This is a genomic window from Kineococcus arenarius subsp. arenarius (genome assembly GCF_050871845.1).
In the GTDB taxonomy this organism is placed as follows: domain Bacteria; phylum Actinomycetota; class Actinomycetes; order Actinomycetales; family Kineococcaceae; genus Kineococcus.
The window spans coordinates 1-24,366 of the sequence record NZ_JBJLSE010000056.1 but is presented as its reverse complement, the minus strand read 5'-3'; the positions used below and the strand labels follow the sequence as shown (position 1 = coordinate 24,366).

Annotated in this window: 23 protein-coding genes; 14 read left to right on the top strand and 9 right to left on the bottom strand. The window is 74.8% G+C overall.

Annotation, left to right across the window (positions count from 1 at the left end; all coding sequences use genetic code 11):
- Window positions 1–179: 179 nt before the first annotated feature.
- The 3 genes from ACRYM0_RS13740 (at window position 180) to ACRYM0_RS13730 (ending at window position 3,191) form a co-directional block, all read left to right on the top strand.
- Entirely contained in the window at window positions 180–1,277 is a 1,098-nt protein-coding gene (locus ACRYM0_RS13740) for a quinone-dependent dihydroorotate dehydrogenase (protein WP_432505947.1), read from the top strand.
- A gap of 102 nt (window positions 1,278–1,379) precedes the next feature.
- Entirely contained in the window at window positions 1,380–2,939 is a 1,560-nt protein-coding gene (locus ACRYM0_RS13735) for an MFS transporter (protein WP_432505941.1), read from the top strand.
- A gap of 42 nt (window positions 2,940–2,981) precedes the next feature.
- A complete protein-coding gene (locus ACRYM0_RS13730) occupies window positions 2,982–3,191 on the top strand; it encodes a hypothetical protein (RefSeq protein WP_432505939.1) in 210 nt (69 codons plus the stop codon).
- A 33-nt stretch (window positions 3,192–3,224) separates the two neighbouring features.
- On the opposite strand, the gene ACRYM0_RS13725 is transcribed toward ACRYM0_RS13730, so the two are convergent.
- Together ACRYM0_RS13725 and ACRYM0_RS13720 are read right to left on the bottom strand one after the other, a co-directional pair.
- The gene (locus ACRYM0_RS13725; RefSeq protein WP_432505937.1) at window positions 3,225–4,235 is read right to left on the bottom strand and encodes an aldo/keto reductase family protein; all 1,011 of its coding nucleotides are present in this window, start codon (window positions 4,233–4,235) and stop codon (window positions 3,225–3,227) included.
- Window positions 4,236–4,305: 70 nt separating this feature from the next.
- Entirely contained in the window at window positions 4,306–4,899 is a 594-nt protein-coding gene (locus tag ACRYM0_RS13720) for a DUF3043 domain-containing protein (protein WP_432505935.1), read from the bottom strand.
- A 70-nt stretch (window positions 4,900–4,969) separates the two neighbouring features.
- On the opposite strand from ACRYM0_RS13720, the gene ACRYM0_RS13715 reads away from it, so the two are divergent.
- The 7 genes from ACRYM0_RS13715 (at window position 4,970) to ACRYM0_RS13685 (ending at window position 12,346) form a co-directional block, all read left to right on the top strand.
- Complete coding sequence (locus tag ACRYM0_RS13715) at window positions 4,970–6,418, top strand: dipeptidase (RefSeq protein ID WP_432505933.1); 1,449 nt, start codon at window positions 4,970–4,972, stop codon at window positions 6,416–6,418.
- An 83-nt stretch (window positions 6,419–6,501) separates the two neighbouring features.
- A complete protein-coding gene (locus ACRYM0_RS13710; RefSeq protein ID WP_432505945.1) occupies window positions 6,502–6,861 on the top strand; it encodes a HesB/IscA family protein in 360 nt (119 codons plus the stop codon).
- A 155-nt stretch (window positions 6,862–7,016) separates the two neighbouring features.
- Window positions 7,017–7,685, top strand: a complete 669-nt coding sequence (aat, locus tag ACRYM0_RS13705) for a leucyl/phenylalanyl-tRNA--protein transferase (RefSeq protein WP_432505943.1) — start codon at window positions 7,017–7,019, stop codon at window positions 7,683–7,685.
- A gap of 92 nt (window positions 7,686–7,777) precedes the next feature.
- Window positions 7,778–8,716 (top strand): aa3-type cytochrome oxidase subunit II, encoded by a 939-nt coding sequence (ctaC, locus tag ACRYM0_RS13700; protein WP_432505931.1) that lies wholly within the window; start codon window positions 7,778–7,780, stop codon window positions 8,714–8,716.
- Entirely contained in the window at window positions 8,716–10,488 is a 1,773-nt protein-coding gene (gene ctaD, locus ACRYM0_RS13695) for an aa3-type cytochrome oxidase subunit I (RefSeq protein WP_432505929.1), read from the top strand. Before ctaC ends, ctaD begins: the two co-directional genes overlap by 1 nt.
- 3 nt (window positions 10,489–10,491) lie before the next feature.
- On the top strand, window positions 10,492–10,893 hold the full coding sequence (locus tag ACRYM0_RS13690) for a cytochrome c oxidase subunit 4 (protein ID WP_432505927.1): 402 nt from the start codon (window positions 10,492–10,494) through the stop codon (window positions 10,891–10,893).
- A 352-nt stretch (window positions 10,894–11,245) separates the two neighbouring features.
- A complete protein-coding gene (locus ACRYM0_RS13685) occupies window positions 11,246–12,346 on the top strand; it encodes a L,D-transpeptidase (protein WP_432505925.1) in 1,101 nt (366 codons plus the stop codon).
- A 73-nt stretch (window positions 12,347–12,419) separates the two neighbouring features.
- On the opposite strand, the gene qcrB is transcribed toward ACRYM0_RS13685, so the two are convergent.
- From qcrB to ctaE, 4 genes are all read right to left on the bottom strand, one after another.
- Window positions 12,420–14,096 (bottom strand): cytochrome bc1 complex cytochrome b subunit, encoded by a 1,677-nt coding sequence (gene qcrB / locus ACRYM0_RS13680; RefSeq protein ID WP_432505923.1) that lies wholly within the window; start codon window positions 14,094–14,096, stop codon window positions 12,420–12,422.
- Window positions 14,093–15,127: a cytochrome bc1 complex Rieske iron-sulfur subunit gene (gene qcrA / locus ACRYM0_RS13675; protein ID WP_432505921.1), complete on the bottom strand. Its 1,035-nt coding sequence runs from the start codon at window positions 15,125–15,127 to the stop codon at window positions 14,093–14,095. The genes qcrB and qcrA overlap by 4 nt, the downstream gene beginning before the upstream one ends.
- Window positions 15,128–15,197: 70 nt before the next feature.
- Entirely contained in the window at window positions 15,198–16,031 is an 834-nt protein-coding gene (qcrC, locus tag ACRYM0_RS13670; RefSeq protein ID WP_432505919.1) for a cytochrome bc1 complex diheme cytochrome c subunit, read from the bottom strand.
- Window positions 16,032–16,089: 58 nt separating this feature from the next.
- A complete protein-coding gene (gene ctaE, locus ACRYM0_RS13665; protein WP_432505917.1) occupies window positions 16,090–16,749 on the bottom strand; it encodes an aa3-type cytochrome oxidase subunit III in 660 nt (219 codons plus the stop codon).
- A 224-nt stretch (window positions 16,750–16,973) separates the two neighbouring features.
- On the opposite strand from ctaE, the gene trpD reads away from it, so the two are divergent.
- The gene (gene trpD, locus ACRYM0_RS13660) at window positions 16,974–18,089 is read left to right on the top strand and encodes an anthranilate phosphoribosyltransferase (protein ID WP_432505915.1); all 1,116 of its coding nucleotides are present in this window, start codon (window positions 16,974–16,976) and stop codon (window positions 18,087–18,089) included.
- 55 nt (window positions 18,090–18,144) lie between these two features.
- Here the strand turns inward: trpD and ACRYM0_RS13655 are convergent, their stop codons facing one another.
- Both ACRYM0_RS13655 and ACRYM0_RS13650 read right to left on the bottom strand, forming a co-directional pair.
- A complete protein-coding gene (locus ACRYM0_RS13655) occupies window positions 18,145–18,423 on the bottom strand; it encodes an Lrp/AsnC family transcriptional regulator (RefSeq protein WP_432505913.1) in 279 nt (92 codons plus the stop codon).
- A gap of 9 nt (window positions 18,424–18,432) precedes the next feature.
- On the bottom strand, window positions 18,433–20,223 hold the full coding sequence (locus ACRYM0_RS13650) for a DEDD exonuclease domain-containing protein (protein ID WP_432505911.1): 1,791 nt from the start codon (window positions 20,221–20,223) through the stop codon (window positions 18,433–18,435).
- Between the two features lie 131 nt (window positions 20,224–20,354).
- Between ACRYM0_RS13650 and ACRYM0_RS13645 the strand changes: the two genes are divergently transcribed.
- From ACRYM0_RS13645 to ACRYM0_RS13635, 3 genes are all read left to right on the top strand, one after another.
- Window positions 20,355–20,612, top strand: coding sequence for a hypothetical protein (locus ACRYM0_RS13645; RefSeq protein WP_432505909.1), 258 nt, complete (start codon window positions 20,355–20,357; stop codon window positions 20,610–20,612).
- A gap of 64 nt (window positions 20,613–20,676) precedes the next feature.
- Window positions 20,677–21,972: a hypothetical protein gene (locus ACRYM0_RS13640; RefSeq protein ID WP_432505907.1), complete on the top strand. Its 1,296-nt coding sequence runs from the start codon at window positions 20,677–20,679 to the stop codon at window positions 21,970–21,972.
- On the top strand, window positions 21,969–23,168 hold the full coding sequence (locus ACRYM0_RS13635) for a glycosyltransferase family 4 protein (RefSeq protein ID WP_432505905.1): 1,200 nt from the start codon (window positions 21,969–21,971) through the stop codon (window positions 23,166–23,168). The genes ACRYM0_RS13640 and ACRYM0_RS13635 overlap by 4 nt, the downstream gene beginning before the upstream one ends.
- On the opposite strand, the gene ACRYM0_RS13630 is transcribed toward ACRYM0_RS13635, so the two are convergent.
- Entirely contained in the window at window positions 23,071–24,234 is a 1,164-nt protein-coding gene (locus ACRYM0_RS13630) for a hypothetical protein (protein ID WP_432505903.1), read from the bottom strand. The genes ACRYM0_RS13635 and ACRYM0_RS13630 overlap by 98 nt on opposite strands.
- Window positions 24,235–24,366 lie beyond the last annotated feature (132 nt).

Below are 24,366 nucleotides of genomic sequence, written 5' to 3'. Positions count from 1 at the left end.
GGGGCTGTCCCCCGCAGCTGCGCCCCCCACCAGCCGCCCCCCCCCCCCGCCCACACCCCACACCCCCGCCCCCCCGCCCCCCGGGCCCCCCCCCCCCCGCCCCCCCCCCCCCCGGCGCGCGTTACCCTGCCCTGGTCGCGGCCGGGGGGCGGCGCACGGGCGGAGCGAGGGGGAACGTGGTGGCTGGCGGCTCGGGGGCTGCGTACCGGGCGCTGTACCGCAGCGTCCTGACGAGGATCGACCCCGAGGTGGCCCACCACTGGGCGTTCACGGGCATGCGCACGGCCAGCCGCGTGCCCCCCGTGGTCCCGCTGCTGCGCCGGGCGTTCGTCGAGACCGACCCGCGCCTGCGCACCCGCGCCCTGGGCATGGACCTGGCCGGCCCGCTGGGCCTGGCCGCCGGCTTCGACAAGGACGGCGCCGGCGTCGAGGCGCTGGCGCACTTCGGCTTCTCCTTCGTCGAGGTCGGCACCGTCACGGCCCTGCCCCAGCCGGGCAACCCCAGGCCCCGCCTGCACCGCCTCGTCGAGGACCGCGCCGTCGTCAACCGGATGGGGTTCAACAACTCCGGTGCCGAGGCCGTCGCGCGCCGCCTGCGCCGGCTGCGCGCGGTGCCTCCGCGCCACCCCGTCGGCATCGGGGTCAACATCGGCAAGAGCAAGGTGGTGGCCGAGGAGGACGCCCCCGCCGACTACGCCGCCTCGGCCCGGCTGCTGGCCCCGTACGCCGACTACCTCGTCGTCAACGTCAGCTCCCCGAACACCCCGGGGTTGCGGAACCTGCAGGCGGTGGAGAAGCTGCGCCCCGTGCTGGCGGCCACCCGCGCCGCCGCCGAGGAGACCTCCCACCGGCACGTGCCCCTGCTCGTGAAGATCGCCCCCGACCTCTCCGACGAGGACGTGGACGCCGTGGCGGACCTGGCGCTGGAGCAGGGCCTGGACGGCGTCGTCGCCACCAACACCACGATCGGGCGCGAGGGACTGCGCTCGGACCCGGACGCGGTCGCCGCCGCGGGCGCCGGCGGGCTGTCCGGGGCGCCGCTGCGCGAGCGGTCGGTGCAGGTGCTGCGACGGCTCGCCACCCGCACCACCGACCGCCTCACGCTCGTCAGCGTGGGCGGGGTGGAGACCGCCGCCGACGTGCGCGAGCGCCTGGAGGCCGGGGCCTCCCTCGTGCAGGCGTACACCGCCTTCATCTACGAGGGGCCCGGCTGGGCCCGGCGGGTCCTGTCCGAGCTCGCCGCCTCCCGCTCCCGCCGCGAGACCGACCGGGTCTGAGCGCGGGCCGGCCCGCTGCCGAGTTGTGGACCCGGCGCGCAGCGGCGACGGTCGGGGGGAGTCCCGCGAGCGCCCGCCGCTCACCCCTGCGTGAGGAGCCCCATGACCGACGTCGAGCAGCGCCGCGACGGCGCCGCGGACGAGCCCGGACGCCCCGACGACACCGGCCGCGACCCCGGTGGTGCCGACCCCGCGCGCTGGCGGGCCCTGGGCGTCTGCCTCGCCGTGGGCTTCATGACGCTGCTGGACGTCTCCATCGTCAACGTGGCCCTGCCCTCCATCGAGAGCTCCCTGGGGGCCGGGCCGGCGCAGGTGCAGTGGATCGTCGCCGGCTACGCCCTGGCCTTCGGCCTGGTGCTCGTGCCCGCAGGCCGCTTCGGCGACCTCCTCTCCCGGCGTGCGGTCTTCCTCGCGGGCCTGGCCGGTTTCGTCCTCACCAGCGCCGCCGCCGGCCTGGTGCAGTCCGCCACCGCCCTGGCGGTCGTGCGCCTGCTGCAGGGGGTCACCGCCGGGCTGGTCAACCCGCAGGTCCTCGCCCTCATCCAGCAGCTGTTCACCGGTGCCGAGCGCGGGCGCGCCTTCGCCGCCTTCGGCACCACCGTCGGGCTGTCCACCGCCGTCGGCCCCCTGCTGGGCGGGGTGATCCTGGCCGTCTTCGGGGAGGAGGAGGGCTGGCGCGGGGTGTTCCTCGTCAACGTGCCCCTCGGCCTGGTCCTGCTGCCGCTGGCGTGGCGGTGGCTGCCGCGCCAGGGCTCCGGCGGGCGGCGGGCCCGGCCCGGCTTCGACGTCGTGGGCCTGGTGCTGCTGGCTGCCGCCGTCCTGCTCGTGATGCTGCCGTTCGTGCTCACCACCGGTGAGGGGGGCTCCGCGGCCCGCTGGTGGCTGCTGGCGCCCGGGGCGCTCCTGCTGGGGCTGTTCGCCCTGTGGGAGCGGCGCGAGGACCGGCGCGGCCACCAGCCCGTCGTCGCCGCCGACCTGGTGCGCACCGCGTCCTTCACCCGCGGGGCGATGATCGGCGTGTCCTACTTCGCCGGCTTCACCGGCATCTTCCTCGTCGTGACCCTCTACCTGCAGTCCGGGCTGGGCTTCACGCCCCTGCAGGCCGGGCTCGTGCAGACGCCGTTCGCGCTGGCCTCCGCGGTCCTGGCCCAGGTGGGCGGCCGGCAGGTCGCCGAGCGCGGCCGGCGCGTCGTCGTGGTCGGCCTCGTCGTCGTCGCGGTCGGGCTGTCCGCCGCGGACGTGGTCGCCGCCGCCGTGCAGGGCACCGCCGGCGCGATCGCCCTGGCCGCGTGCCTGGCCGTCACCGGCGCCGGCAGCGGACTGGTGATCTCGCCCAACCAGACCCTCACCCTCGCCGAGGTGCCGCGCAACGTCGCGGGCACCGCGGGGGGCGTGCTGCAGACCGGTCAGCGCATCGGCTCGGCGATGGGCGTGGCCGCCGTCACGGCCGTGTTCTTCTCCGCCCTCGCCGGCGAGGGCCTCAGCGGGGCGGCGGGCGGGCGGTCGGGCCAGGTGCCGGCCGAGGTCCAGGCCGCGTTCGGCGAGGCGCTGTCCACCGGTTTGCGCGTGTCGATCGGCCTGGTGGTGGCGGCGCTGGTGTTCGCCCTGCTGGACCTGCGCCGGCGCGAGGGCACCGTGCGGACCCGGTCCCACGGCGGGTGACGCCCGGGTGCGCACCCCGCTCGGTCGGCTAGCGTCGCCGGGGTGAGGGCGACGCACTGGACCTGGACCTTCGAGGACGCCGACGGCCGGCCCGTCGCCGACGGCGGGGAGGTGTTCCCCACCCGTTCCGACGCCGAGGTCTGGATCGGGGAGAGCTGGCGCGGCCTGCGCGAGCGCGGCGCCGAGACGGCCCGCCTGCGCGCCGACGGGCGGGACGTGGACGGCCCGCTCAGCCTGCGCCCCGCCGACTGAGCGGGAGCGGGCCGAGCGGGCCGGGCGGACACGTCAGGACGGGCGCGCCGCGGGGGCGTTGCGCGCCGTGAGCGAGGGGTCGCGCTCGACGACGTCGCCGAGGGCCTCGTCCACCCGGGCCATCAGCTCCGGGGGGATGACCACGCCGGAGGCCGCGACGTTCTCCGTCACCTGCTCCGGCCGCGAGGCACCGATGATCGCGGCGGCCACGTTGTCGTTCTGCAGCACCCACGCCACGGCCAGCTGCGACATGGACAGGTCCAGCTCGGCGGCCACGCCGCGCAGCTTCTGCACGCGCGTGAGCACGTCGTCGCGCATCCAGCGGCTGATCATCTGCCGGCCGCCCTTCTCGTCCGTGGCGCGGCTGCCGGCCGGGGGCTCGGCGCCGGGGCGGTACTTGCCCGTCAGCACGCCCTGGGCGATGGGGGAGAAGACGACCTGGGAGATCCCCAGCTCGCGGCTGGCCGGCACGACCTCGCCCTCGATGACGCGGTACAGCGCCGAGTACTGCGGCTGGTTGGAGATCAGCTGGAAGCCGAGCTGCTGCGCGAGGGCGTGCCCGGCGCGCAACTGCTCCGCCGTCCACTCGCTGACGCCGATGTACAGGGCCTTGCCGGCGCGCACCACGTCGGCGAACGCCTGCATCGTCTCCTCCAGCGGCGTGGAGACGTCGTAGCGGTGCGCCTGGTAGACGTCGACGTGGTCGGTGCCGAGCCGGCGCAGCGAGCCGTCGATGGACTCGGTGATGTGCTTGCGGGACAGGCCCGAGTCGTTGTGGCCCTTCGGGCCCGTGGGGAAGTAGACCTTCGTGAGGATCTCCAGGCTCTCGCGGCGCTCGCCCTTCAGCGCCTGGCCCAGGACCGTCTCGGCGGCCGTGTTGGCGTAGACGTCGGCGGTGTCGAACGTCGAGATCCCGGCGTCGAGGGCGGCGCGCACGCAGGCGATCGCGGCGTCGTTCTCGACCTGCGACCCGTGGGTGAGCCAGTTGCCGTACGTGATCTCGGAGATCTTCAGACCGCTGCGACCGAGGTGTCGGAACTCCATGGGCGCGACGGTAGGGCCTGCGGGGCCGCACCGCCCCCCAGCGCGCCGGGCGCTGCGCGCCCGAGGGCCGTCAGCGCGGCTGCGCGCCCCGCTCGACCATCGGCACGGGCCGGCGCATCCGGCGGATCTGCAGCGCGCGGGTGACGCCGTAGGAGACCAGGCCCCGCTCGGGAGCCTCGAAGCGGGCGGCCAGGGCCCTCTTGAGGCGGCGGCCCAGCAGCACGCTGTCGATCACCACGACCGCCAGCATCCCGTAGATGAGCACCGTCGTGCCCAGCAGCAGCGCCGCCGACCCCAGGGGCTGGGCGATCATCGACAGGATCAGCGAGGCCCCGGCGATGATGAGGAAGTACTCGCCCACGTTGCGCCGGGCGTCCACGACGTCGCGCACGAACCGGCGCTGCGGGCCGCGGTCGCGCGCCGGCAGGTACCGCTCGTCCCCGGTGACCAGGGCCTGCTGCACCTTCAGGCGCTCCTCGCGCTGCGCCGCGCGCGCCGCCTTCGCGGCCGCCTTGCGGTCCGCCGGCACCAGCGGGCGGGCGTTGCGGGCCTGCGCCTCGCTGCGGCGGGGCGTGGGACGGCCCTTGCCGCCCGCCTTCGTCAGCTCGACGACCGGGGCGGCCGGCGCCTCGGGGGCCTGCTTCTCCTTCGAGCGTCCGAACACCCCGCAAGGGTACGGCACCACCCGGCCCGGCCCGGCCCGGCGAACGCGCCCCGGAGTAGCGTCGGGGCCCGTGAGCCAGCACACCCCGCCCCTGCCCGCCACCGGCGCCGAGCGCACCGCGGCGCTGCGCGCGGCGTGCGCCGCCGGCACCGCCGCGGCCCGCGCGGACCTGGAGGCGCTGGTGCGCATCCCCGGCGTCTCCGCCCGCGCCTTCGACCAGGCCCACGTCGCCGCCAGCGCCGAGGCCGTGGCCGAGCTGCTGCGCCGGGCGGGCCTGCCGGAGGTCGGGGTGCGCACCGCCACCGCCGTCGTGGACGGCGTCGAGGTGCGCAGCGCCCCCGCCGTGGTGGCCCGCCGCCCCGCGCCCGCCGGCCGGCCCACCGTGCTGCTGTACGCCCACCACGACGTGCAGCCCCCGGGCCGCGACGAGGAGTGGACCACCCCGCCCTTCGAGCCGACCGAGCGCGACGGCCGCCTGTACGGCCGCGGCACCGCGGACGACAAGGCCGGTGTCGTGGTGCACCTCAACGCGCTGCGCACGCTGCTGCCGCTGTGGGGCCCCGACGACGGCGTGGGCGTGACCGTCTTCGTCGAGGGGGAGGAGGAGGTCGGCTCGCCCACCTTCGCCGCCTTCCTCGCCGAGCACCGCGCGGACCTGGCCGCCGACGTCATCGTCGTGGCCGACTCGGGCAACTGGCGGGTGGGCGTCCCGGCGATCACCACCACGCTGCGCGGGCTGGTGGACTGCGAGGTGACCGTCTCGGTGCTCAGCCACCCGGTGCACTCCGGCGTCAACGGCGGGCCGGTCCTGGACGCCCTCACCTGCCTGGCGCGGCTGGTCGCCACCCTGCACGACGAGGCCGGTGACGTGGCCGTGCGCGGGCTGGCGGCCGGCAGCGCCGGCGACGTGGACCTGACCGAGGAGCAGTACCGCGCCGACGCCGGCGTCCTGGACGGGGTGCGCCTGGCCGGGACCGGCTCGATCGCCGACCGGCTGTGGACGAAGCCGGCGCTGTCCGTCATCGGGGTCGACGCCACGCCGGTGGACACCGCCAGCAACACCCTGGTGCCCTCCGCGCGCGCCAAGCTGAGCCTGCGGCTGGCCCCCGGGCAGGACCCGCGCGCGGCGATGACGGCGCTGCGCCGGCACCTGCTGGCGCACGCCCCCTTCGGCGCGCGGGTCGAGGTGGCCGAGGGGGAGGCCGGCAGCTCCTTCTCCGCGGACACCTCCTCGGCGGCGCACGAGGTCGCGCGGGCGGCGTTCGAGGAGGCCTACGGCGCGCCGGTGGTGGAGATGGGCATGGGCGGGTCTATCCCCTTCATCGCCGACCTCGTCGCCGAGCACCCCGCCGCCTCCATCCTCGTCACCGGCGTGGAGGACCCCGACTCGCGCGCCCACGGACCGGACGAGTCGCTGCACCTGGCCGACTTCGAGCGCGCCTGCCTGGGCGAGGTGCTGCTGCTGGACGGCCTGGCCGGCGTGCCCGCGGCGGTGACGGGCGCCGCGCCGCGGCCGTAACCTGGTCCCGGAACAACCGTGCCGCCCCGGCGGTTGGCCCGGACAGCGTCCCTAGTCGACGAGTGGAACCGGAGACGAACCTCATGACCACGACGACCACTGCCGACGAGACCCGCGCCCACGGCGTGGAGCTCACCGACGTCGCCGCCACCAAGGTCCGCACCCTGCTGGAGCAGGAGGGGCGCGACGACCTGCGGCTGCGCATCGCGGTGCAGCCCGGCGGCTGCTCGGGCCTGATCTACCAGCTGTACTTCGACGAGCGCGAGCTCGACGGCGATGCCGTGCGCGACTTCGGCGGCGTCGGGGTCGTGGTGGACAAGATGAGCGCCCCCTACCTGGACGGCGCCACCATCGACTTCGCCGACACCATCGAGAAGCAGGGCTTCACGATCGACAACCCCAACGCGGGCAGCAGCTGCGCCTGCGGGGACTCGTTCTCCTGACACCCCCCGTCCCCCCGGTTCCCGGCGGGGGCGCCCGCACGGCCCCCGCACCCGCAGGTGCGGGGGCCGCTCGCGTGTGGGCGGCCCCGCTGCCGACGGCGCCGGCGGGCCGGCCGCGCCGCCACCCCGGGCCGGCGCGCTTCGACTTCGACCGGCTGCGACCGCGGCGCGGGGAGGACCTCGTCGCCGCCGGCGGCGACCTGGCGCCGGCGACGCTGCTGGCGGCGTACGAGCGCGGGCTGTTCCCCATGGGCCTCGGCGGTGACGGGCACGGCCCCGTGGGGTGGTGGTCCCCGGACCCGCGCGGGGTCCTCCTGCCCGGCAGGGCCCACGTCTCCCGGTCCCTGCGCCGCGCCCTGCGCGCCTTCGAGGTGCGGGTGGACACCGCCTTCGACGAGGTGGTCGCCGGGTGCGCCGACCCCTCCCGGCCCGGCGCCTGGATCACCGGCGAGGTCGCCGCCGCCTACGGGCGGCTGCACCGCCTGGGCTGGGCGCACTCGGTGGAGGTCTGGTCCGGCGGGCAGCTGGCGGGGGGCCTGTACGGCGTGGCGATCGGCGGGCTGTTCGCCGCCGAGTCCAAGTTCCACCGCGTGCGCGACGCCTCCAAGGCCGCCGTGGTGGCGCTCGTGGACCTCCTGCTCGCCGACGGGGTCCCCGGTCGGCTGGTGGACGTGCAGTGGCGCACGGAGCACCTGGCGACCCTGGGCGTGGAGGAGGTCGGGCGCCCCCTCTACCACCGGTTGCTGGGCGCCGCCCTGGCGCTGCCGGAGCCCGCGGTGTTCGCGGCGCGCCCCGACCCGGTCCACAGCTACGACGGGGGGTAGTCTCATCACCCGTAGGGACGCTCCTGCCCACGACCCTCACGCCGGGGGCACGGGACGTCCCCGTCTCTGCACGAACCGTGGGAAGGCCGACGTTGGGCACGCGAGACTCGGACGCGACGCGTCGTCGCCGTCCCCCCAAGGCGCTGAGCGCCGGTGTCGTCGCCGCGGCAGCGCTGCTGCTGACGAGCTGCGCCGCCGCAGACTGGCCGGACGCGAGCCTGCAACAGGGGTTCCTGCCCGACGCCAGCGAGGGCGCGACGAACCACACGGACAGGATCTCCGAGCTCTGGAACGGCTCCTGGATCGCGGCCCTGGCCGTCGGCCTGTTCGTCTGGGGCATGACGATCTGGTGCGTCGTGGCGTACCGCCGCCGCAAGAACGACCCGGAGCTGCCGGCGCAGACCCGCTACAACATGCCGATCGAGATCCTCTACACGGTCGTGCCCGTGATGATGGTCGGCGTCCTCTTCTACTACACCGCCCGCGACCAGGCGGCGATCATCGACACCTCCGGCCCGGCCGACGTCAGCGTCGACGTGATCGGCAAGCAGTGGGGCTGGGACTTCAACTACCTCGACGAGTCCGGCGAGCCCATCGCCTACGAGGTCGGCCGTCAGGCCGAGCTCGACGGTGAGGAGCTCGAGGAGGGGCAGGTGCCCACCCTGTACCTCCCGGTGGGTCAGAACGTGCAGTTCAACCTGTACTCGCGCGACGTGGCGCACTCCTTCTGGGTGCCGGCCTTCCTGTTCAAGATGGACCTGTACCCGGGCAGCCCCAACGAGTTCCAGATGACGCCGACCAAGGAGGGGCTGTACAAGGGCAAGTGCGCCGAGCTCTGCGGCGACTACCACGCCGAGATGCTCTTCGATGTCCGGGTCGTGTCCGAGGCGGAGTACGAGCAGCACCTGGAGGACCTGGTGGCCGCCGGGCAGTCCGGTGGGCTGACCACCGAGCTCGCGGGCGAGCTCTCGCGCCAGCTCGACGGCGCCGAGCCCGCCGGTGACGAGAGCAGCAGGGGGAACAACAGCTGATGGCCAGCGAGAGCTTCAACGTGCCGGGCGTGGCGGCCCGGGTCACCACGCGCCAGCCGCTCGGGGCCGTCGTGCCCCGGAGGCACGGGTCCGTCATCTCGGGCTGGCTGTCCAGCACCGACCACAAGGTGATCGGCAACCTCTACTTCATCACCGCCTTCCTGTGGTTCCTGGTCGGCGGTGTCCTCGCCCTGCTCATCCGTGCCGAGCTCTTCGCGCCCGGCATGCAGGTCTTCAACACCAAGAACGAGTACAACCAGGCGTTCACGATGCACGGCACGATCATGCTGCTGCTCTTCGCGACGCCCCTGTTCTCCGCCTTCGCCAACGCGATCATGCCGCTGCAGATCGGTTCGCCCGACGTGGCGTTCCCGCGGCTGAACATGCTGTCGTACTGGCTCTTCCTGTTCGGTGGGCTCATCGCCGCGGCGGGCTTCCTGACCCCCGGCGGTGCCGCGTCCTTCGGGTGGTTCGCCTACACGCCGCTGTCGGACGTGGTCCACTCACCCGGCCTGGGCGGTGACCTGTGGGTGATGGGCCTCGCCTTGTCCGGTTTCGGCACCATCCTGGGTGCGGTCAACTTCATCACCACCATCCTGTGCATGCGCATGCCCGGCATGACGATGTTCCGGATGCCGATCTTCACCTGGAACACCCTGGTCACCAGCGTGCTGGTGCTCATGGCCTTCCCGGTGCTGGCCGCCGCCCTGCTGGCGCTGGCCGCCGACCGCCTGCTCAACGCGCACGTCTTCGCCCCGCAGGCCGGCGGCTCGCTGCTGTGGCAGCACCTGTTCTGGTTCTTCGGCCACCCCGAGGTCTACATCATCGCCCTGCCCTTCTTCGGGATCATCACCGAGATCCTGCCGGTGTTCAGCCGCAAGCCCGTCTTCGGCTACAAGGGCCTGGTCTTCGCGACGATCTCCATCGCCGGCCTGTCGGTGACGGTGTGGGCGCACCACATGTACGTCACCGGCAAGGTGCTGCTGCCGTTCTTCGCCTTCATGACGATGCTCATCGCGGTGCCCACGGGGCTGAAGTTCTTCACGTGGATCGGCACCATGTGGCGCGGGTCGATCACCATGGACACCCCGATGCTGTGGAGCGTCGGCTTCCTGGTCACCTTCCTGTTCGGCGGTCTGACCGGCGTGATCCTCGCCTCGCCGCCGCTGGACTTCCACCTGTCGGACTCCTACTTCGTGGTGGCGCACTTCCACTACGTCGTCTTCGGCACCGTGGTGTTCGCGATGTTCGCCGGCTTCCACTTCTGGTGGCCGAAGTTCACCGGCAAGATGCTGGACGAGCGACTGGGCAAGATCCACTTCTGGATGCTCTTCGTGGGCTTCCACACCACCTTCCTCATCCAGCACTGGCTGGGTGCGGCGGGCATGCCGCGCCGCTACGCGGACTACCTGCCCGGCGAGGGCTTCCAGACGATGAACGAGATCTCCACGATCGGCTCGTTCATCCTGGGTGCCTCCTTCATCCCGTTCCTGTGGAACGTCTACCGCACCGCCCGCTTCGGTGAGCGCGTCACCAGCGACGACCCGTGGGGCTACGGCATGTCGCTGGAGTGGGCCACGTCCTGCCCGCCGCCGCGGCACAACTTCACCTCGCTGCCGCGGGTGCGCTCCGAGCGCCCGGCCTTCGACCTGCACCACCCCGAGGCGGTCGGTCACGACACCCCCACGGACGCGCACAGCAAGAACCTCCTCGACCACGTGTACGGCGAGCCGGACCTGTCCGGGCGCAACGAAGACCTCGGAGGTCGCTGACCGATGAAGCCCGAAACCTGGCTGTTCTCCGGCGGGATCCTCTTCTTCATCCCCGTGGCCTTCGTGTACGGCGTGCTCACCCAGTGGGAGGAGCTCGTCGGCTTCATCGCCCTGCTGCTCACCGGTGGGCTGGCGCTGCTGGTGGGCACCTACCTGTTCATCACCGCCCGGCGCATCGACGCCCGGCCCGAGGACGACCTGCGGGCCGACGTCAGCGAAGGCGCGGGGGAGCAGGGCTTCTTCCCCCCGTTCAGCTGGTGGCCGCTGTTCCTGGCCCTGGCCGGTGCCCTCGTCTTCGCGGGCGCAGCCGTCGGCTGGTGGCTCTGGCTCATCGGTGTGGTCTTCACCGTGCCGGTGATCATCGGCTGGGTCTTCGAGCACTACGTGGGTGAGCACGCCCACTGAGGACCCGTCCCCCGCGCAGAGGGCCCCGCACCACGAGGTGCGGGGCCCTCTCGCGTCCCACCCCGGTCGCGTGCCGGCTCCGCCGACGCGGAAGCCTTCCAGCCCGCTTGTCGTTGACCCTCGACGTGCAACGCGGCAGGCGCCCGCTGCGTCACACCAGTGGGGTCGTCCGGGAAGCCGCGACGGCAGGGGATCGATCAGGCCGCACGAGCGGTCCGAGGGGGAAGCAGCAGTGAGCACGTCGTACCGGCACCTGCGTGCCTGGGCACCAGCCGCACTCGTCCTGGCGATGGCGACCACCGTCGCCGCGTGCGGTCCCGCGACGCCGGGCGCAGGCAGCGCAGGGGAGGGCGTGAGCGCCACGGCGACGCCGTCGACGCCTCCGGTGCGCTTCACCGTCACCCCAGCGGACGCCAGCACCGACGTGCGGCTCGACGCGCCCGTCACGGTGGCCGTCACGCGCGGGCAGCTGGAGCAGGTCAGCGTGACCGCGCCCGACGGATCGGTGCTGCAGGGGGCCCTCGACGCCGCCGGCACCACGTGGACCAGCACCGGGCCGCTGAGCGCGAGCACCCGCTACGCCGTGCAGGCCGTGGCCACCGACACGGCGGGGGAGAGGGTCGTCCACGACACCACCCTGACCACCCTGACGCCCGTCGCGACGGCCTTCCCGGCTGTCGCACCGCTCAGCGGATCGACCGTCGGGGTGGGCATGCCCGTCATCGTGACCCTCGACGAACCGGTGGCGGACGACCGCCGCGACGAGGTGGAGCAGAACCTGCACGTCAGCACCCAGCCCCAGGCCGTCGAAGGCTCCTGGAGCTGGCAGTCGGACACGAAGGTGGAGTACCGCCCCAAGGACTACTGGCCCGCGCAGACAGCCGTGCACCTCGACATCGACCTGGGTGACGTGGAGGTCGCTCCCGGCGTCTGGGGGACGACGCGGGACATCGACTTCACCGTCGGCAGCGCGGTGGTGAGCACGGTGGACCTCGACGCGCACACCCTCACCGTCACCAGGGACGGCGAGGTGCTGCGCACCATCCCCGTGACCGCGGGGCAGTCCGGTCACGGCGGCCGGTACGTCACGCGCAGCGGCACCAAGGTGATCATGAGCCTGGAGGAGTCCCGGCAGATGGACGCCGAGACGACCGGAGTCAGCCCCGACGACCCCGAGTACTACAACGTCGACGTGAAGTACGCGATGCGCCTGACCAACTCCGGGGAGTTCCTGCACGCCGCCCCCTGGTCCGTCTCCTCGCAGGGCAGCGCCAACGTCAGCCACGGCTGCACGGGGATGAGCACCGAGGACGCCCGCTGGATGTTCGAGCACTCCAAGGTGGGGGACGTCGTGGTCTTCACCGGCAGCGACCGCGGCATCGAGGACGGCAACGGGTTCACCGTCTGGAACGAGAGCTGGGAGGAGTGGACCGCCGGGTCCGCGCTGTCCTGAGCGCTCCACCGGCACGACGAAGGCCCCTGACGGAACCGCCAGGGGCCTTCGTGGTGGTGCAACTGGTGTGACGTCAGCCGCGGGAGGTCTGCGCCGTGGAGATCGCCGGGCTCTGCTCGCGCTCCTCGACCGAGGAGTGCTCCTGGCTCTCGATCTCGGTGTGGTGCTCGTGGTGCGCGGCCTCCAGCTCGGCTGGCGTCACCGGCTCGACGCGGTCCTCGAAGTAGAACTTCGACAGACGACGCTGCACCTTGCCGTACAGGGTGCCGGGGTTGCCGGCGTCGACGCGGTCCTCCACCTCCATCGGGCGGTTCACGTCGTGCTGGACGAGGACCCAGCGCTCGGTGTCGGTCAGCGGGGCGTGCACCTCGATGAACTCGCCGTGGGGGAGCCGGACGATGCGGCCCGTCTCCCGCCCGTGCAGGGCCTTCTCACGGTCCTTGCGCTGCAGACCCAGGCAGATCCGCTTGGTCACCACGAACGCCAGCGCCGGCAGGACGAACACCAGCACGCGCAGACTGCGGGTGATGTCGTTGATCGACAGCCCCATCATGTGGGCGATGATGTCGTTGCCGCCGGAGATCAGCAGCAGCACGTAGAAGGTCAGCGCCATGACACCCAGGCCCGTGCGGGTCGGAGCGTTGCGCGGGCGGTCCAGCAGGTGGTGCTCGCGACGGTCACCGGTGGCGGCCTGCTCGATCCACGGGTACAGCGAGCCCGCAGCCATCACGAACAGGATCAGCACCGTGGTGGGGATGAAGATGTTCATCGAGAACGTGAAGCCGAACAGCGTGAACTCGAACCAGCCCGGCGTGATGCGCACCGCGCCGTCGAGCCAGCCCATGTACCAGTCCGGCTGCGAGCCCGCCGTCACGGGGGAGGGGTCGTACGGTCCGTAGGCCCAGATCGGGTTGATCTGCACCAGGGCGGCGATCAGGGCGATGACGCCGAAGACGATGAAGAAGAACCCGCCGGCCTTGGCCATGTAGACCGGGAAGAGCGGGAAGCCCACCACGTTGTCCTCGGTGCGCCCCGGGCCGGGGTACTGCGTGTGCTTGTGGATCACGACCAGCGCCAGGTGCACGACGATCAGGCCGAGCATCACCGCCGGCAGCAGCAGCACGTGGATGGTGAAGAAGCGGGGGATGAAGTCCTCGCCCGGGAACTCACCGCCGAAGAGGAAGAAGCTGATGTAGCTGCCGACCACCGGCACCGCCAGGATGATCGCCTGGGCGATCCGGATGCCGGTGCCGGAGAGCAGGTCGTCCGGCAGCGAGTAGCCCGTGAAGCCCTCGAACACGGCCAGCAGCGCCAGCACCAGGCCGATGACCCAGTTGATCTCGCGGGGCTTGCGGAAGGCGCCGGTGAAGAACACCCGGATCATGTGGACGACCGTGGCCGCCACGAAGACGAGGGCGGCCCAGTGGTGCACCTGGCGCATGATCAGGCCGCCGCGCACGTCGAAGGAGATGCGCAGCGAGGACTCGTAGGCCTGCGAGACCGCCTGGCCCGCCAGCGGCGCGTACTCGCCGTTGTAGACGGTCTCCGCCGCGCTGGGCTCGTAGAAGAACGTCAGGAACGTCCCCGTGAAGAGCAGGATGACGAAGCTGTAGAGGGTGATCTCACCCAGCATGAACGACCAGTGGTCGGGGAAGATCTTGCGAGCGAAGCCGTTGACGATCTTGCTCGCGCCGACGGTGTCGTCGGCGAAGTTGCCGACGCCGGCCGCGGCCTTGTCGATGGTGCTCATCCGCGCTCCCAGAAGCTCGGGCCCACGGCTTCGTGGAAGCCGCTGCTCGCCTGCAGGTACCCGTCCGCGTCCACCCGGATGGGCAGCTGCGGCAGGGGGCGCTTGGCGGGGCCGAAGATCACCTTGCAGTCCTGCGTCACGTCGAAGGTCGACTGGTGGCAGGGGCACAGCAGGTGGTGGGTCTGCTGCTCGTAGAGGGCCACGGGGCAGCCCATGTGCGTGCAGATCTTCGAGTAGGCGACGGTGCCGTCCACGCCCCACTCCGCCGACTTGGGCGTGAGCAGGTCCTCGTCCAGCCGCATGAGCAGGACCGCGGACTTCCCCTTCTCGTTGAGGGGGTGCTCGACCTCGTCGATGCCCTCCGGCATGACGTGCATGACCGAGCCCAGGGTCATGTCGGCCGCCCGGATGCGCCCACCCGTCGGGTCCTTGATGAGGTAGGTGCCCTCCTCCCACATGGTGACCGACAGGCTGTTGCCCGGCAGGGGACCGGTGTCGCGGAAGAAGAAGACGGCGGGCAGCGGGAACAGCGCCAGCGCGCCGACCAGCGTGTTGCGGATCAGCGGGCGCCGGCCCAGCCCGGCCTCGGCCGAACCCTCCTTGAGGATCGCCACGGCCTCCTCGCGCTCGGCGGTCGTGCCGCGCTGACGGTGCCGGTAGTCGATCCGCTCGTCGTCCGGCATGAGGGTCTTCGCCCAGTGCACGGCCCCGACGCCCAGGGCGAACAGGGAGACGAACATGCACAGTCCGATGGCCCGGGTGGAGGCGCTGATGCGGTCGAAGCCGCCGTCGTACTTGATCCCGACGATCGAGGCGATGATGCCCAGGGAGCCGAGGATCGACAGCAGCAGCATGAACGCCACCTGGCGCTCGGCGCGCTTGGCCGCCTTCGGGTCCACGTCCCCCAGCCGGTGGTGGTGGGGGGGCAGGCCCGGGTTCTCGAAGCGCTCGGGAACCCCGGCGCCCTCGGGCTTCGCCAGGGCCGAGGACCCCTGTCCGTGCGCCTCGTCGACGCGCTCGATGTCGCTCATGCTCCCTGCCTGTCCGTGCGGGGCAGTGCCCCGCGGTCCGTGTCGCTCACCGTCGCGCTCACCACGCCGCTCACGAGGACTTCATCCCCAGCCACACCGAGCAGCCCAGCAGCAGCCCGATGCCCGCGATCCAGGCGAACAGGCCCTCGCTGACCGGGCCCAGCGACCCCAGGGGCTGGCCGCCCGGCTCCGGGCGGAACTCCTCCTCCTGGGTCAGCCAGGCGATGATCGCGGTCTTGTCCTCGACGCTGATGTTGTTGTTGTCGAACACCGGCATCGACTGCGGCCCGGTCACCATGGCCTCGTAGATGTACTTGCCCTCCACGCCGGTGAGGTCGGGGGCGTACTTGCCGCCGGTCAGGGCACCGCCCTTGCCGGAGAAGTTGTGGCACATCGCGCAGTTGGTGCGGAAGATCGAGGCGCCCCGGGAGACCTCCTCGGCGGTGACGTCGGAGACGTCGAGGACGTCCTCGGTCGGGACGGCCGGGCCGGGGGCCAGCGAGGCGACGTAGGCGGCCATCTGGTCGATCTGCTCCTGCGAGAAGCGGAGCTTGGGCACCTCCGGCGCCTGGACGGAGGACTGCTGCAGCGGCATGCGGCCGGTGCCGACCTGGAAGTCGACGGCGGCGGCACCGACGCCGATGAGGGAGGGGCCGGCGCCGCTGCCCTCGATGATCTCGCCGCCCTGGGCGTCGAGGCCGTGGCAGCTGGCGCAGTTGGCGAGGAACAGCTCCTTGCCGGCCGCGATGTCGTCGGCGGACGCCGTCGCGGTGGAGGCCTCCGCGGGCCGGGGGGCCAGAGCGGCGTACAGGCCGCCGACGAGGAGGAGCGCCAACGCGATCAGCACGACGACGGCCAGCGGGTGGCGCCGTCGGGCGCTGAGTGCGGTGAGGGTCCTGGTCACGGTCGGGGTGCTCGCTTCCGTCGGTGCTTGCGCGTGCGGTGGGGGTGCGGCTGCTCGGTCACTGGAGGATGTAGATGACCGTGAACAGGCCGATCCACACCACGTCGACGAAGTGCCAGTAGTAGGAGATGACGATCGCGCTGGTGGCCTCCTGGTGGCCGAAGCGCTTGGCGGCGAACGAGCGCCCGATCACCATGAGGAAGGCGACCAGGCCGCCGAGGACGTGGATGCCGTGGAAGCCCGTGGTCAGGATGAACACCGAGCCGTAGGGGTCCGTGGCGATCGTCAGGCCCTCGACGGCCAGCTCCGCGTACTCGTAGACCTGACCGGCGACGAAGATCCCGCCGAAGATGTAGGTGAGGACGAACCACTCCTGCATGCCCCAGCCGCCCACCTGCCACAACCGGCCGCGGCGCCGCGGCTGGAAGCGCTCGGCGGCGAACACGCCGAACTGGCACCAGAACGACGAGATCACCAGGATCAGCGTGTTGACGCTCGAGAAGGTCACGTTCAGCTTCTCGGGGCCGGTCTCCCACAGCGCCGGCGCCACCGAGCGGATCGTGAAGTACATGGCGAACAGGCCGGCGAAGAACATGAGCTCGCTCGCGAGCCACACGATCACGCCCACCGACACCATGTTCGGCCGGTTCACCGAGCCGTGTGCGGGACTCGGGGTACTGCTCTGGACAGCCTGTGCACTCGCCACGTCAGCCATCATGCCCCACCACCCCCGTCGGGCGCCGACCGGCCCACCGACGTCGTGTCGTAGATCTCCCCCTGGGCCGTCCGGGTGACGGCCCCGCCGCGTGCGGGGAGCTCGTGCGGACCTCGTGCGGACCGCGGGCGGGGGGCGTGCCGGAGCGGGGGAGGAGGGGGTGCCCGCAGCGGTCAGTAGGGTGCGGGCGCAGCCCTCGACCACCGCCGAACCCACCGGGGACCCCCATGACGCTCCCGCAGCCCAGCGCGCCCTCCGGCGCACCCGCCGGCCCCGGGCCGGCCGACGAGCCGACCTGGCCCCGCCTGCTGGGCGAGCTCATCGCGGGGCGCGACCTCGGTGCCGCCGACACCGCGTGGGCGATGGACCGGGTGATGCGCGGGGAGGCCGGCGACGTGCCGCTGGCGGGCTTCCTCGTGGCGCTGCGCGCCAAGGGCGAGACCAGCGCCGAGCTGGCCGGCCTGGCCGACGCGATGCTGGCGCACGCCGTCCCGCTGGAGGTGCCCGGCCCGACCGTCGACCTCGTCGGCACCGGGGGCGACCAGGCCCACACCGTGAACATCTCCACGATGGCCGCGCTGGTGCTCGCCGGTGCCGGGCACCGCGTCGTCAAGCACGGCAACCGCGCCGCGTCCTCGTCCTCGGGGTCCGCCGACGTGCTCGAGGCGCTGGGCGTGGACCTCGACCTGCCGCCCGCGCGCGTGGGGCGGGTCGCCGTCGAGGTGGGCATCACCTTCTGCTTCGCCAAGGTCTTCCACCCCGCCTTCCGCCACGCCGCGGGCGCGCGCACCGGGCTGGGGGTGCCCACGGCGTTCAACGTCCTGGGTCCGCTGACCAACCCCGCCCGCACCGGCGCCACCGCCATCGGGGTCGCCGACGCGCGGATGGCCCCCCTCGTCGCGGGGGTCCTGGCCGCCCGGGGCACGTCCGCGCTCGTCTTCCGCAGCGACAACGGCCTCGACGAGCTCACCACCACCGCCCCGGCGCGCGTGTGGACCGTCGAGCGGGGCCGGGTCGGCGAGGCCGTCGTCGACGCCGTGACCGACCTCGGCATGGCCCCGGCCACCCTCGCGGACCTGCGCGGCGCCGACGCCCGCCACAACGCCGGCGTGGCCCGCGAGCTGCTGGCGGGTGCGCGCGGGCCGGTGCGCGACGCCGTCGTCCTCAACGCCGCCGCCGCCATGGTGGCCGCCGGGGTGCGCGCGCCCGCACCCGCGCCCGACGACGTCGCGCAGGGCCTGGTGGAGCACCTGGCCGAGGGTGTGCGTCGCGCGCAGGAGGCGCTGGACTCCGGCCGGGCCGCGCAGGTGCTGGAGCGCTGGGTGGCCGCCACCCGCGCCTGAGGGACCGGCGCACCGCTCGCGACGGCCGGTCAGCGCCCGGCCGGTCAGCGCCCGGTCAGTCGAAGCCCAGGTCGAACGCGCTCTCCAGGTCGTGGCGGGAGTAGGCGCGGAAGGCGATGTTCGTGGTCGTGCCCGTGACGCCCTCCACCCGGCTGATGCCGCCGGCGATGACGTCCGCGAGCTCCTCGTGGCGACGCACCCGCACCATGACGACCAGGTCGACGTCACCGGTCACGGAGTACACCTCCGAGACGCCGGCGAGGTCCGCCAGCGCCTGGGCGGTCTCGGGGATGCGCCGGCCGTCGGTGCGCACGTTGACGATGGCGGTGATCACCCGGGCAGCCTAGGGCGCGGTGCCCGCCGTGCCCAGCCGGTGCCGCGCCCAGCCCGCCCCCCGCACCGGCAGCGCCCACCCCACCGCCGGCTCCCCCAGGGAGACCAGCCGGACCCCCGGCTGCTCCAGCCACGTCAGCAGCGCGTCGGTCTCCTCCACCAGCAGCCCCGGCCGCCCCGGCCCGGGCGGCTCCACGACCTCCCCGGTGGCCCGCAGCGCCGCCACGTGGGGCACCGGGTCGGCCCCGCGCGGTGTCAGCGCGGTGCCCGCCAGCCGGCCGTGGCGGACCAGGACCAGCTCCCAGCCGCCGTCCGGCCACCCCGGCTCGGGGGTGCAGCGCCGCGCCGCCACGACCTCCGGCGCCCGGGCGAGGGGCTCGCGCCGCTGGGCGCGCTCGGCGGTGCGCAGGAAGGCGTCCAGCCGGTCGCGGGCCTGCGCGGCCTCCTCGAAGCGCTCCTGCCCGGCCAGCTCCCGCATCCGCCGCCGCCCGGCCTCCAGCGCGGCACCGGCGTCCTCGCGCAGCGAGGCGCGCACCTGCTCCACCACGAGCGCGTACGAGGCGGCGTCCTGCCCGCCGCGCTCGGTGCCCAGGCACGGTGCGCCGCAGCGGCCCAGCTCGGCCAGGACGCACGCCCCGGGGCCGTCCGGACCCGGCGCCCGGGGGATGCGCCGCGTGCAGCGGCGCAGCGGGTGCGCGTCGTGCAGCGCCGCCACCGCCAGCTCCGCGGTGCGCGCCGAGCGGAACGGGCCCAGGTACTCCGCCCCCGCCGCGGCGTCGTCGCGCACCTGCCTCACCAGGGACAGCCGCGGCCAGGGCTCGGCGGTCAGCTTCACCCACGTCACCCGCTCGGGGTCCTTGGAGCGGCGGTTGTAGGGCGGGGAGTGCTCCGCGATGAGCCGCAGCTCCCGCACCCGCGCCTCCAGCGGCGTGGCGCACACCACGGGCACCACCTCGGCCGCCGCCCCCACCATCTCCGTCATCCGCGCGCGGGTCTCCGAGGCGGTGAAGTACTGCGCCACCCGGCGGCGCACGTCCACCGACGTGCCCACGTACAGCACCCGGCCCCGCGCGTCGCGGAAGAGGTACACCCCCGGCGCCGAGGGCAGCCCCAGCGCCAGGTGCCGCTTGCCCCGCCGCGCCCGCGCGGCGGGGGCCGCGGCGGTCAGGGCGTGCAGGTCCTCCAGCGTCTGCACGCCCCGGTCGCCCACCCGCCCCAGCAGGGCGTGCAGCACGTCCACGGTGGCCCGGGCGTCGTTCAGCGCCCGGTGGTCGGGGGAGGAGGTGGCGCCGAACAACCGCGCCAGGGTGCCCAGCTTGTGGTCGCGCGCCTCGTCGCGGCCGACGAGGGCGCGCGCCAGGGCCAGGGTGTCGACGACCTCGGGGCGGGGCCACTCCAGACCCGCGCGGCGGCACGCCGCCTGCAGGAAGGAGGTGTCGTAGCGCGCGTTGTGCGCCACGAGCACGGCTCCGCGGGCGAACTCCAGGAAGCTGGGGAGCACCTGCGCGGCCGACGGCGCCGTCGCCAGCAGCGCCGGCGTGATGCCCGTCAGGAGCTGCACGACCGGCGGGACGGCCACGTCGGGGCGCACCAGGGTCTGCAGCTCCCCGAGCACCTCGCCGCCGCGCACGCGCACCGCGCCGATCTCGGTGATCCCGCCGTCCGCCGGCGCGCCACCGGTGGTCTCCAGGTCCACGACCACGAACGTCGTGCTCGCCAGCGGCCGCCCCAGCTCCTCGAAGCTCGTCTGCCGCGGGACGGCCGCGGCGGCCGGTGCGGGCCGGGAGGTGGGGGTGGGCACGGGCGAACGGTGCCAGGTGCGGCCGACACCGCACCGGCGGCGCGCCGCGCCGGGTCGAACTCGTGTTCGAGCCGGCGTCCGGCCCGGTGCCGGGAACGTGCCGGGCAGGCGTGTCGGAGGAGGCCCCTAGCGTGCGCAGCGCCGGTCGCGGGACCGGCCGGGCCGCAGCGGCCCGCGACGGCGCGGAGGTGCCGGTGCTCATCGACTGCGACAGCTGCACCGCTCGCCCGGCGGCGTGCTCGGGGTGCGTCGTGTCCGTCCTGCTGGGGGAGCCGGCGGCCCCCCGCCTCGACGCCGAGGAGCGCGACGCGGTGCAAGTCCTGGCCCGCTCTGGCCTGGTGCCCCCGCTGCGCCTGGACCAGGGCGGCGGGCGGCGCCGCGCGGGCTGAACCCGCGCGGCACGGGCAGCGCGGGTGCAGGTGCGACGATGCGGCGGTGGCGGGAGGGTGGTCGGTGCGGCGGCGGACCCTGCTCGCCGGCGCCGGGGCCGCACTGCTCGGCACCGCGCCGCTGGGCGCCTGCACCGCCCGCCCGGTCCGGGGCGGCCCCGCGGACGCCGTCGCCGAGGCGGGGCGGCTGCTCGCCGCCCGCGGGCGTGCCCTGGCCGCCGGGGACGTCGAGTCCGCCGCCGCGGGGTGCGTCCCCTCCTCCGCCGGTGCGCGCGACGAGCTGCGCCGCGCGGACGCCGCCGCGGTGCGCGCCGGGCTGGTCTCCTGGGCGGTGGACGTCGAGGACGTCGAGGACCTCGACGGGGACGGCGACCCGCGGGTGCGGGGCCGGCTGCGCGTGCGGGTGGCGGGGGAGGGGCGCGAGGTCGCCGGGCCCTGGGGCGCCGCCCTGGTGCGCAGCGACGGCGCCTGGGCGCTGGCGCTGCCGGCCGCCGACGGCACCCCGCACCCGTGGGACCTGGGCGACGTGCGGGCCCACCGGGTCCCCGGCGGCGTCGTGCTGCGCGTGCGGCCCGGGGGCGTCGCCGACGAGGCGACCGAGCGGGTCGCCGCCGAGGCCGCCGAGGACCTGCCCGCGGCCACCGCCCGGGTGGACGCCGCATGGGGCCCGGACTGGCCGCGCGGCACCGCCGTCGTCGTGGTGCCCACCACGGCGCTCGCGGCCCGGCTGGCCGGGCTCGACCCGCGCCGCGCCGCCGCCCTGGACGCCGTCGCGGTCGGTCAGGACGCCGCCCTGCCCGACGGCGCGCCGGCCGGGGTGCGCGTGGTCCTGGCCGCCGACCGCTTCACGCGCCTGACGCGGGCCGGGCGCACCGCCACCCTCACCCACGAGCTGGTGCACGTGGCCACCCGGGCCACGGCGGGCGCCCGGCCCGCCGCCGACGGGCTGCGGCCGGTGCCGCGCTGGCTCTCCGAGGGCTGCGCCGACCACCTCGCCCGGCAGGGCCTGGACGTGCCGGCCACCGCGCTGGCGGCGCCGCTGCTGGAGGCCGTGGCGGCCGGTGCCGCGCCGGCCGTGCCCGCCGACGAGGACTTCGAGGCCACCGGCGCGCGCCTGCAGGTGGCCTACGCCGCCGCGTGGACGCTCGTCACCTCCGCCGCCCGCCGCGCCGGCACCCCCGCCGTCACCGCCCTGCAGCGCCGCCTCGGCACCGCCCCCGAGGGCGGTGGCGCGCCCGCCGCCCCGCTGGCCGAGCGCCTCGATGGCGCCTGCCGCGCCACCCTCGGCACCGGCTGGACGGACGTGCAGCGGACCTGGCGCGCCGACGTCGCCGGCGGCCTGGTGGGGTGGGGGCCGTGAGCACCCTCGTCGTCACCAACGACTTCCCCCCGCGCACCGGTGGCATCGAGTCGTTCGTGCACGCCGTGGTGCGCCTGCTGCCCGGCGCCGCGGCCCGCCGCGGCGACGCCGGGGCCGCGCGCGTGGTCGTGCACACCGCCTCCCAGCGCGGTGAGCGCGCCGTCGACGCCGAACTGGCCGCTGCGGGGATCACCGTCGTGCGCGACCCGTCCCCGCTGATGGTGCCCACTCCCGGGATCGCGCGCCGCGTGCGGCGCACCGCCCGCGAGCACGGCGCGGACCGGGTCTGGTTCGGCGCGGCCGCGCCCCTGGGGCTGCTGGCCCCCGGCCTGCGCCGCGCGGGCGTGCGCCGCAGCGTGGCCACCACCCACGGCCACGAGGTGTGGTGGTCCACCCTGCCCGGCTCGCGCGCCGCCCTGCACCGCATCGGCGAGGGCGTGGACACCCTCACCCACCTGGGGCCGTGGTGCCGCTCGCGCATCGAGCGCCCGCTGAGCCCCGCCGCGCGCGGGCGGATGCGCCAGCTGACCCCCGGCGTCGACGCGGGCGTCTTCCACCCCGGCTGCGGCGGCGAGGAGGTGCGCGAGCGGTACGGGCTCGGCGAGCGCCCGGTGGTGGTGTGCGTCTCGCGCATCGTGGCGCGCAAGGGGCAGGACGTGCTCGTGCGCGCGATGCCCGAGGTGCGCCGCCGGGTGCCCGGAGCCGCGCTGCTGCTCGTGGGCGACGGTCCCCACCGCCCCGCGGTGGAGCGGCTCGTGGACCGCCTGGGCCTGCGCGGGCACGTCGTGCTCACCGGTGCGGTCCCGTGGGAGCGCACACCGGCGCACTACGACGCCGGGGACGTCTTCTGCATGCCCACCCGCACCCGGCTGGGCGGGCTGGAGCCGGAGGCGCTGGGCATCTGCTACCTGGAGGCCGCCGCGTGCGGGCTGCCCGTCGTGGCCGGGGACTCCGGCGGTGCGCCGGACGCCGTGCTGGACGGCGTCAACGGGCACGTCGTGGACGGGCGCGACGTGGCGGCCGTCGCGGCCCGCGTTGCCGACCTGCTGGGCGACCCGGCCCGGGCCGGCGCCCTGGGGCGCTCCGGGCGCGAGTGGGTCAGCCGGCGCTGGGGCTGGGACGCGCAGGTGGACCGGCTGACGGCCCTGCTGGCCGGCGAGGACGTGCCGGTCGCCTCGGCGCCGGCGGCCCCGTGAGCTCCGGGCGGGCCCCGGCGGTGGCGGCCACCGACAGCAGCAGCAGCGCCCCGACCAGCCAGAACTGGTTGTAGAACGCCTGCTTGTTGAGGAGGTTGACGACCATGAGCACCGCGGCGCACCACGTCAGCAGCCCGGCCAGCCCCACCGGGCGGCGGCGCAGCGCCACGACCGCCCCCGTCAGCGCCGCCACGACCAGCACGCCCACCACCGCGAACGGCAGGCGCACGCCCGTCTCGTTCAGGACCGCGGTGTAGAGGGTGTCCGCGAAGCGCAGCGGGGGCAGCTCCAGCATGGTGCGCACCGTGTCGTGCAGGAAGTCGCGCGGGGCGCTAAGCGCCCACGGCGCCACGAGCAGCCCCGCACCGCCCACGGCCCCCGCCGTGCGGCGCGGCCCGAACCGCGGCCAGGCCGCCAGCAGCGGCAGCAGCACCACCACGTGCTGCTTGGCGGCCAGCGCCACCGCCAGCGGCACCACCGACCACCACGCCCCCGTCCCGCCGCGGGCCACCAGCAGCGCCCAGGCGGCCAGGCCGACCAGCACGGTGGGCTCGGTCCAGGCCTGCTCCACCAGGGTGCTGCCGCCCGGTGCCAGCACCAGCAGCGCAGCGGCCGCCACGGCCGGCGCGCGCCAGCGGCCCAGCGCGGCCGTGCACAGCGCCGCGACCGCCACCAGCACCGCCAGCGCCCAGCGCACGTCGCCGGCCAGCCAGCGGCCCGGGGCGGTGAGCACCGCCGTCCACGGCAGGTAGGCGAAGGCGTCGGTGATGCCGGGCGAGCCGACCCACTCCATCGCGTACATCGACTCCCCGCGGCGCAGCCCGTCGGCCGCCTGCTGCAGGATCACCCACACGTCGATGCGCGGGGCGGGGTCGCCGGTCACCACGAGCACCCACGCCGCAGCCGCCCCGGCCAGCGCGACGGGCAGCGCCGCCGCACCGGTGCGCCGCCCCAGCAGCAGCGCCCCCGCCGCCAGCGCCGAGCCGGCCAGCACGGCCCGCACCGTCCACAGCTGCCCGGCGGCCAGGTAGCTGAAGGGCTCCACCAGCAGGTGCGTCAGCGCCACCGCGCCCAGCGCCCCGGCCGCCACCCGCCCCGCGGGGGGGGGGGGGGGGGGGGGGGGGGGGGGGGGGGGGGGGGGGGGGGGGGGGCGGCGGGGGGCCGCGCCCCGCGCGTCTGCAGCCACGACCAACAACCA

Excerpts from the sequence above, each read along its gene's own strand:
- ACRYM0_RS13735 (WP_432505941.1), top strand. The coding sequence starts at position 1,380 with ATGACCGACGTCGAGCAGCGCCGCGACGGCGCCGCGGACGAGCCCGGA.
- ACRYM0_RS13725 (WP_432505937.1), bottom strand. The coding sequence starts at position 4,235 with ATGGAGTTCCGACACCTCGGTCGCAGCGGTCTGAAGATCTCCGAGATC.
- ACRYM0_RS13710 (WP_432505945.1), top strand. The coding sequence starts at position 6,502 with ATGACCACGACGACCACTGCCGACGAGACCCGCGCCCACGGCGTGGAG.
- ctaD (WP_432505929.1), top strand. The coding sequence starts at position 8,716 with ATGGCCAGCGAGAGCTTCAACGTGCCGGGCGTGGCGGCCCGGGTCACC.
- ACRYM0_RS13690 (WP_432505927.1), top strand. The coding sequence starts at position 10,492 with ATGAAGCCCGAAACCTGGCTGTTCTCCGGCGGGATCCTCTTCTTCATC.
- qcrB (WP_432505923.1), bottom strand. The coding sequence starts at position 14,096 with ATGAGCACCATCGACAAGGCCGCGGCCGGCGTCGGCAACTTCGCCGAC.
- qcrA (WP_432505921.1), bottom strand. The coding sequence starts at position 15,127 with ATGAGCGACATCGAGCGCGTCGACGAGGCGCACGGACAGGGGTCCTCG.
- ctaE (WP_432505917.1), bottom strand. The coding sequence starts at position 16,749 with ATGATGGCTGACGTGGCGAGTGCACAGGCTGTCCAGAGCAGTACCCCG.
- trpD (WP_432505915.1), top strand. The coding sequence starts at position 16,974 with ATGACGCTCCCGCAGCCCAGCGCGCCCTCCGGCGCACCCGCCGGCCCC.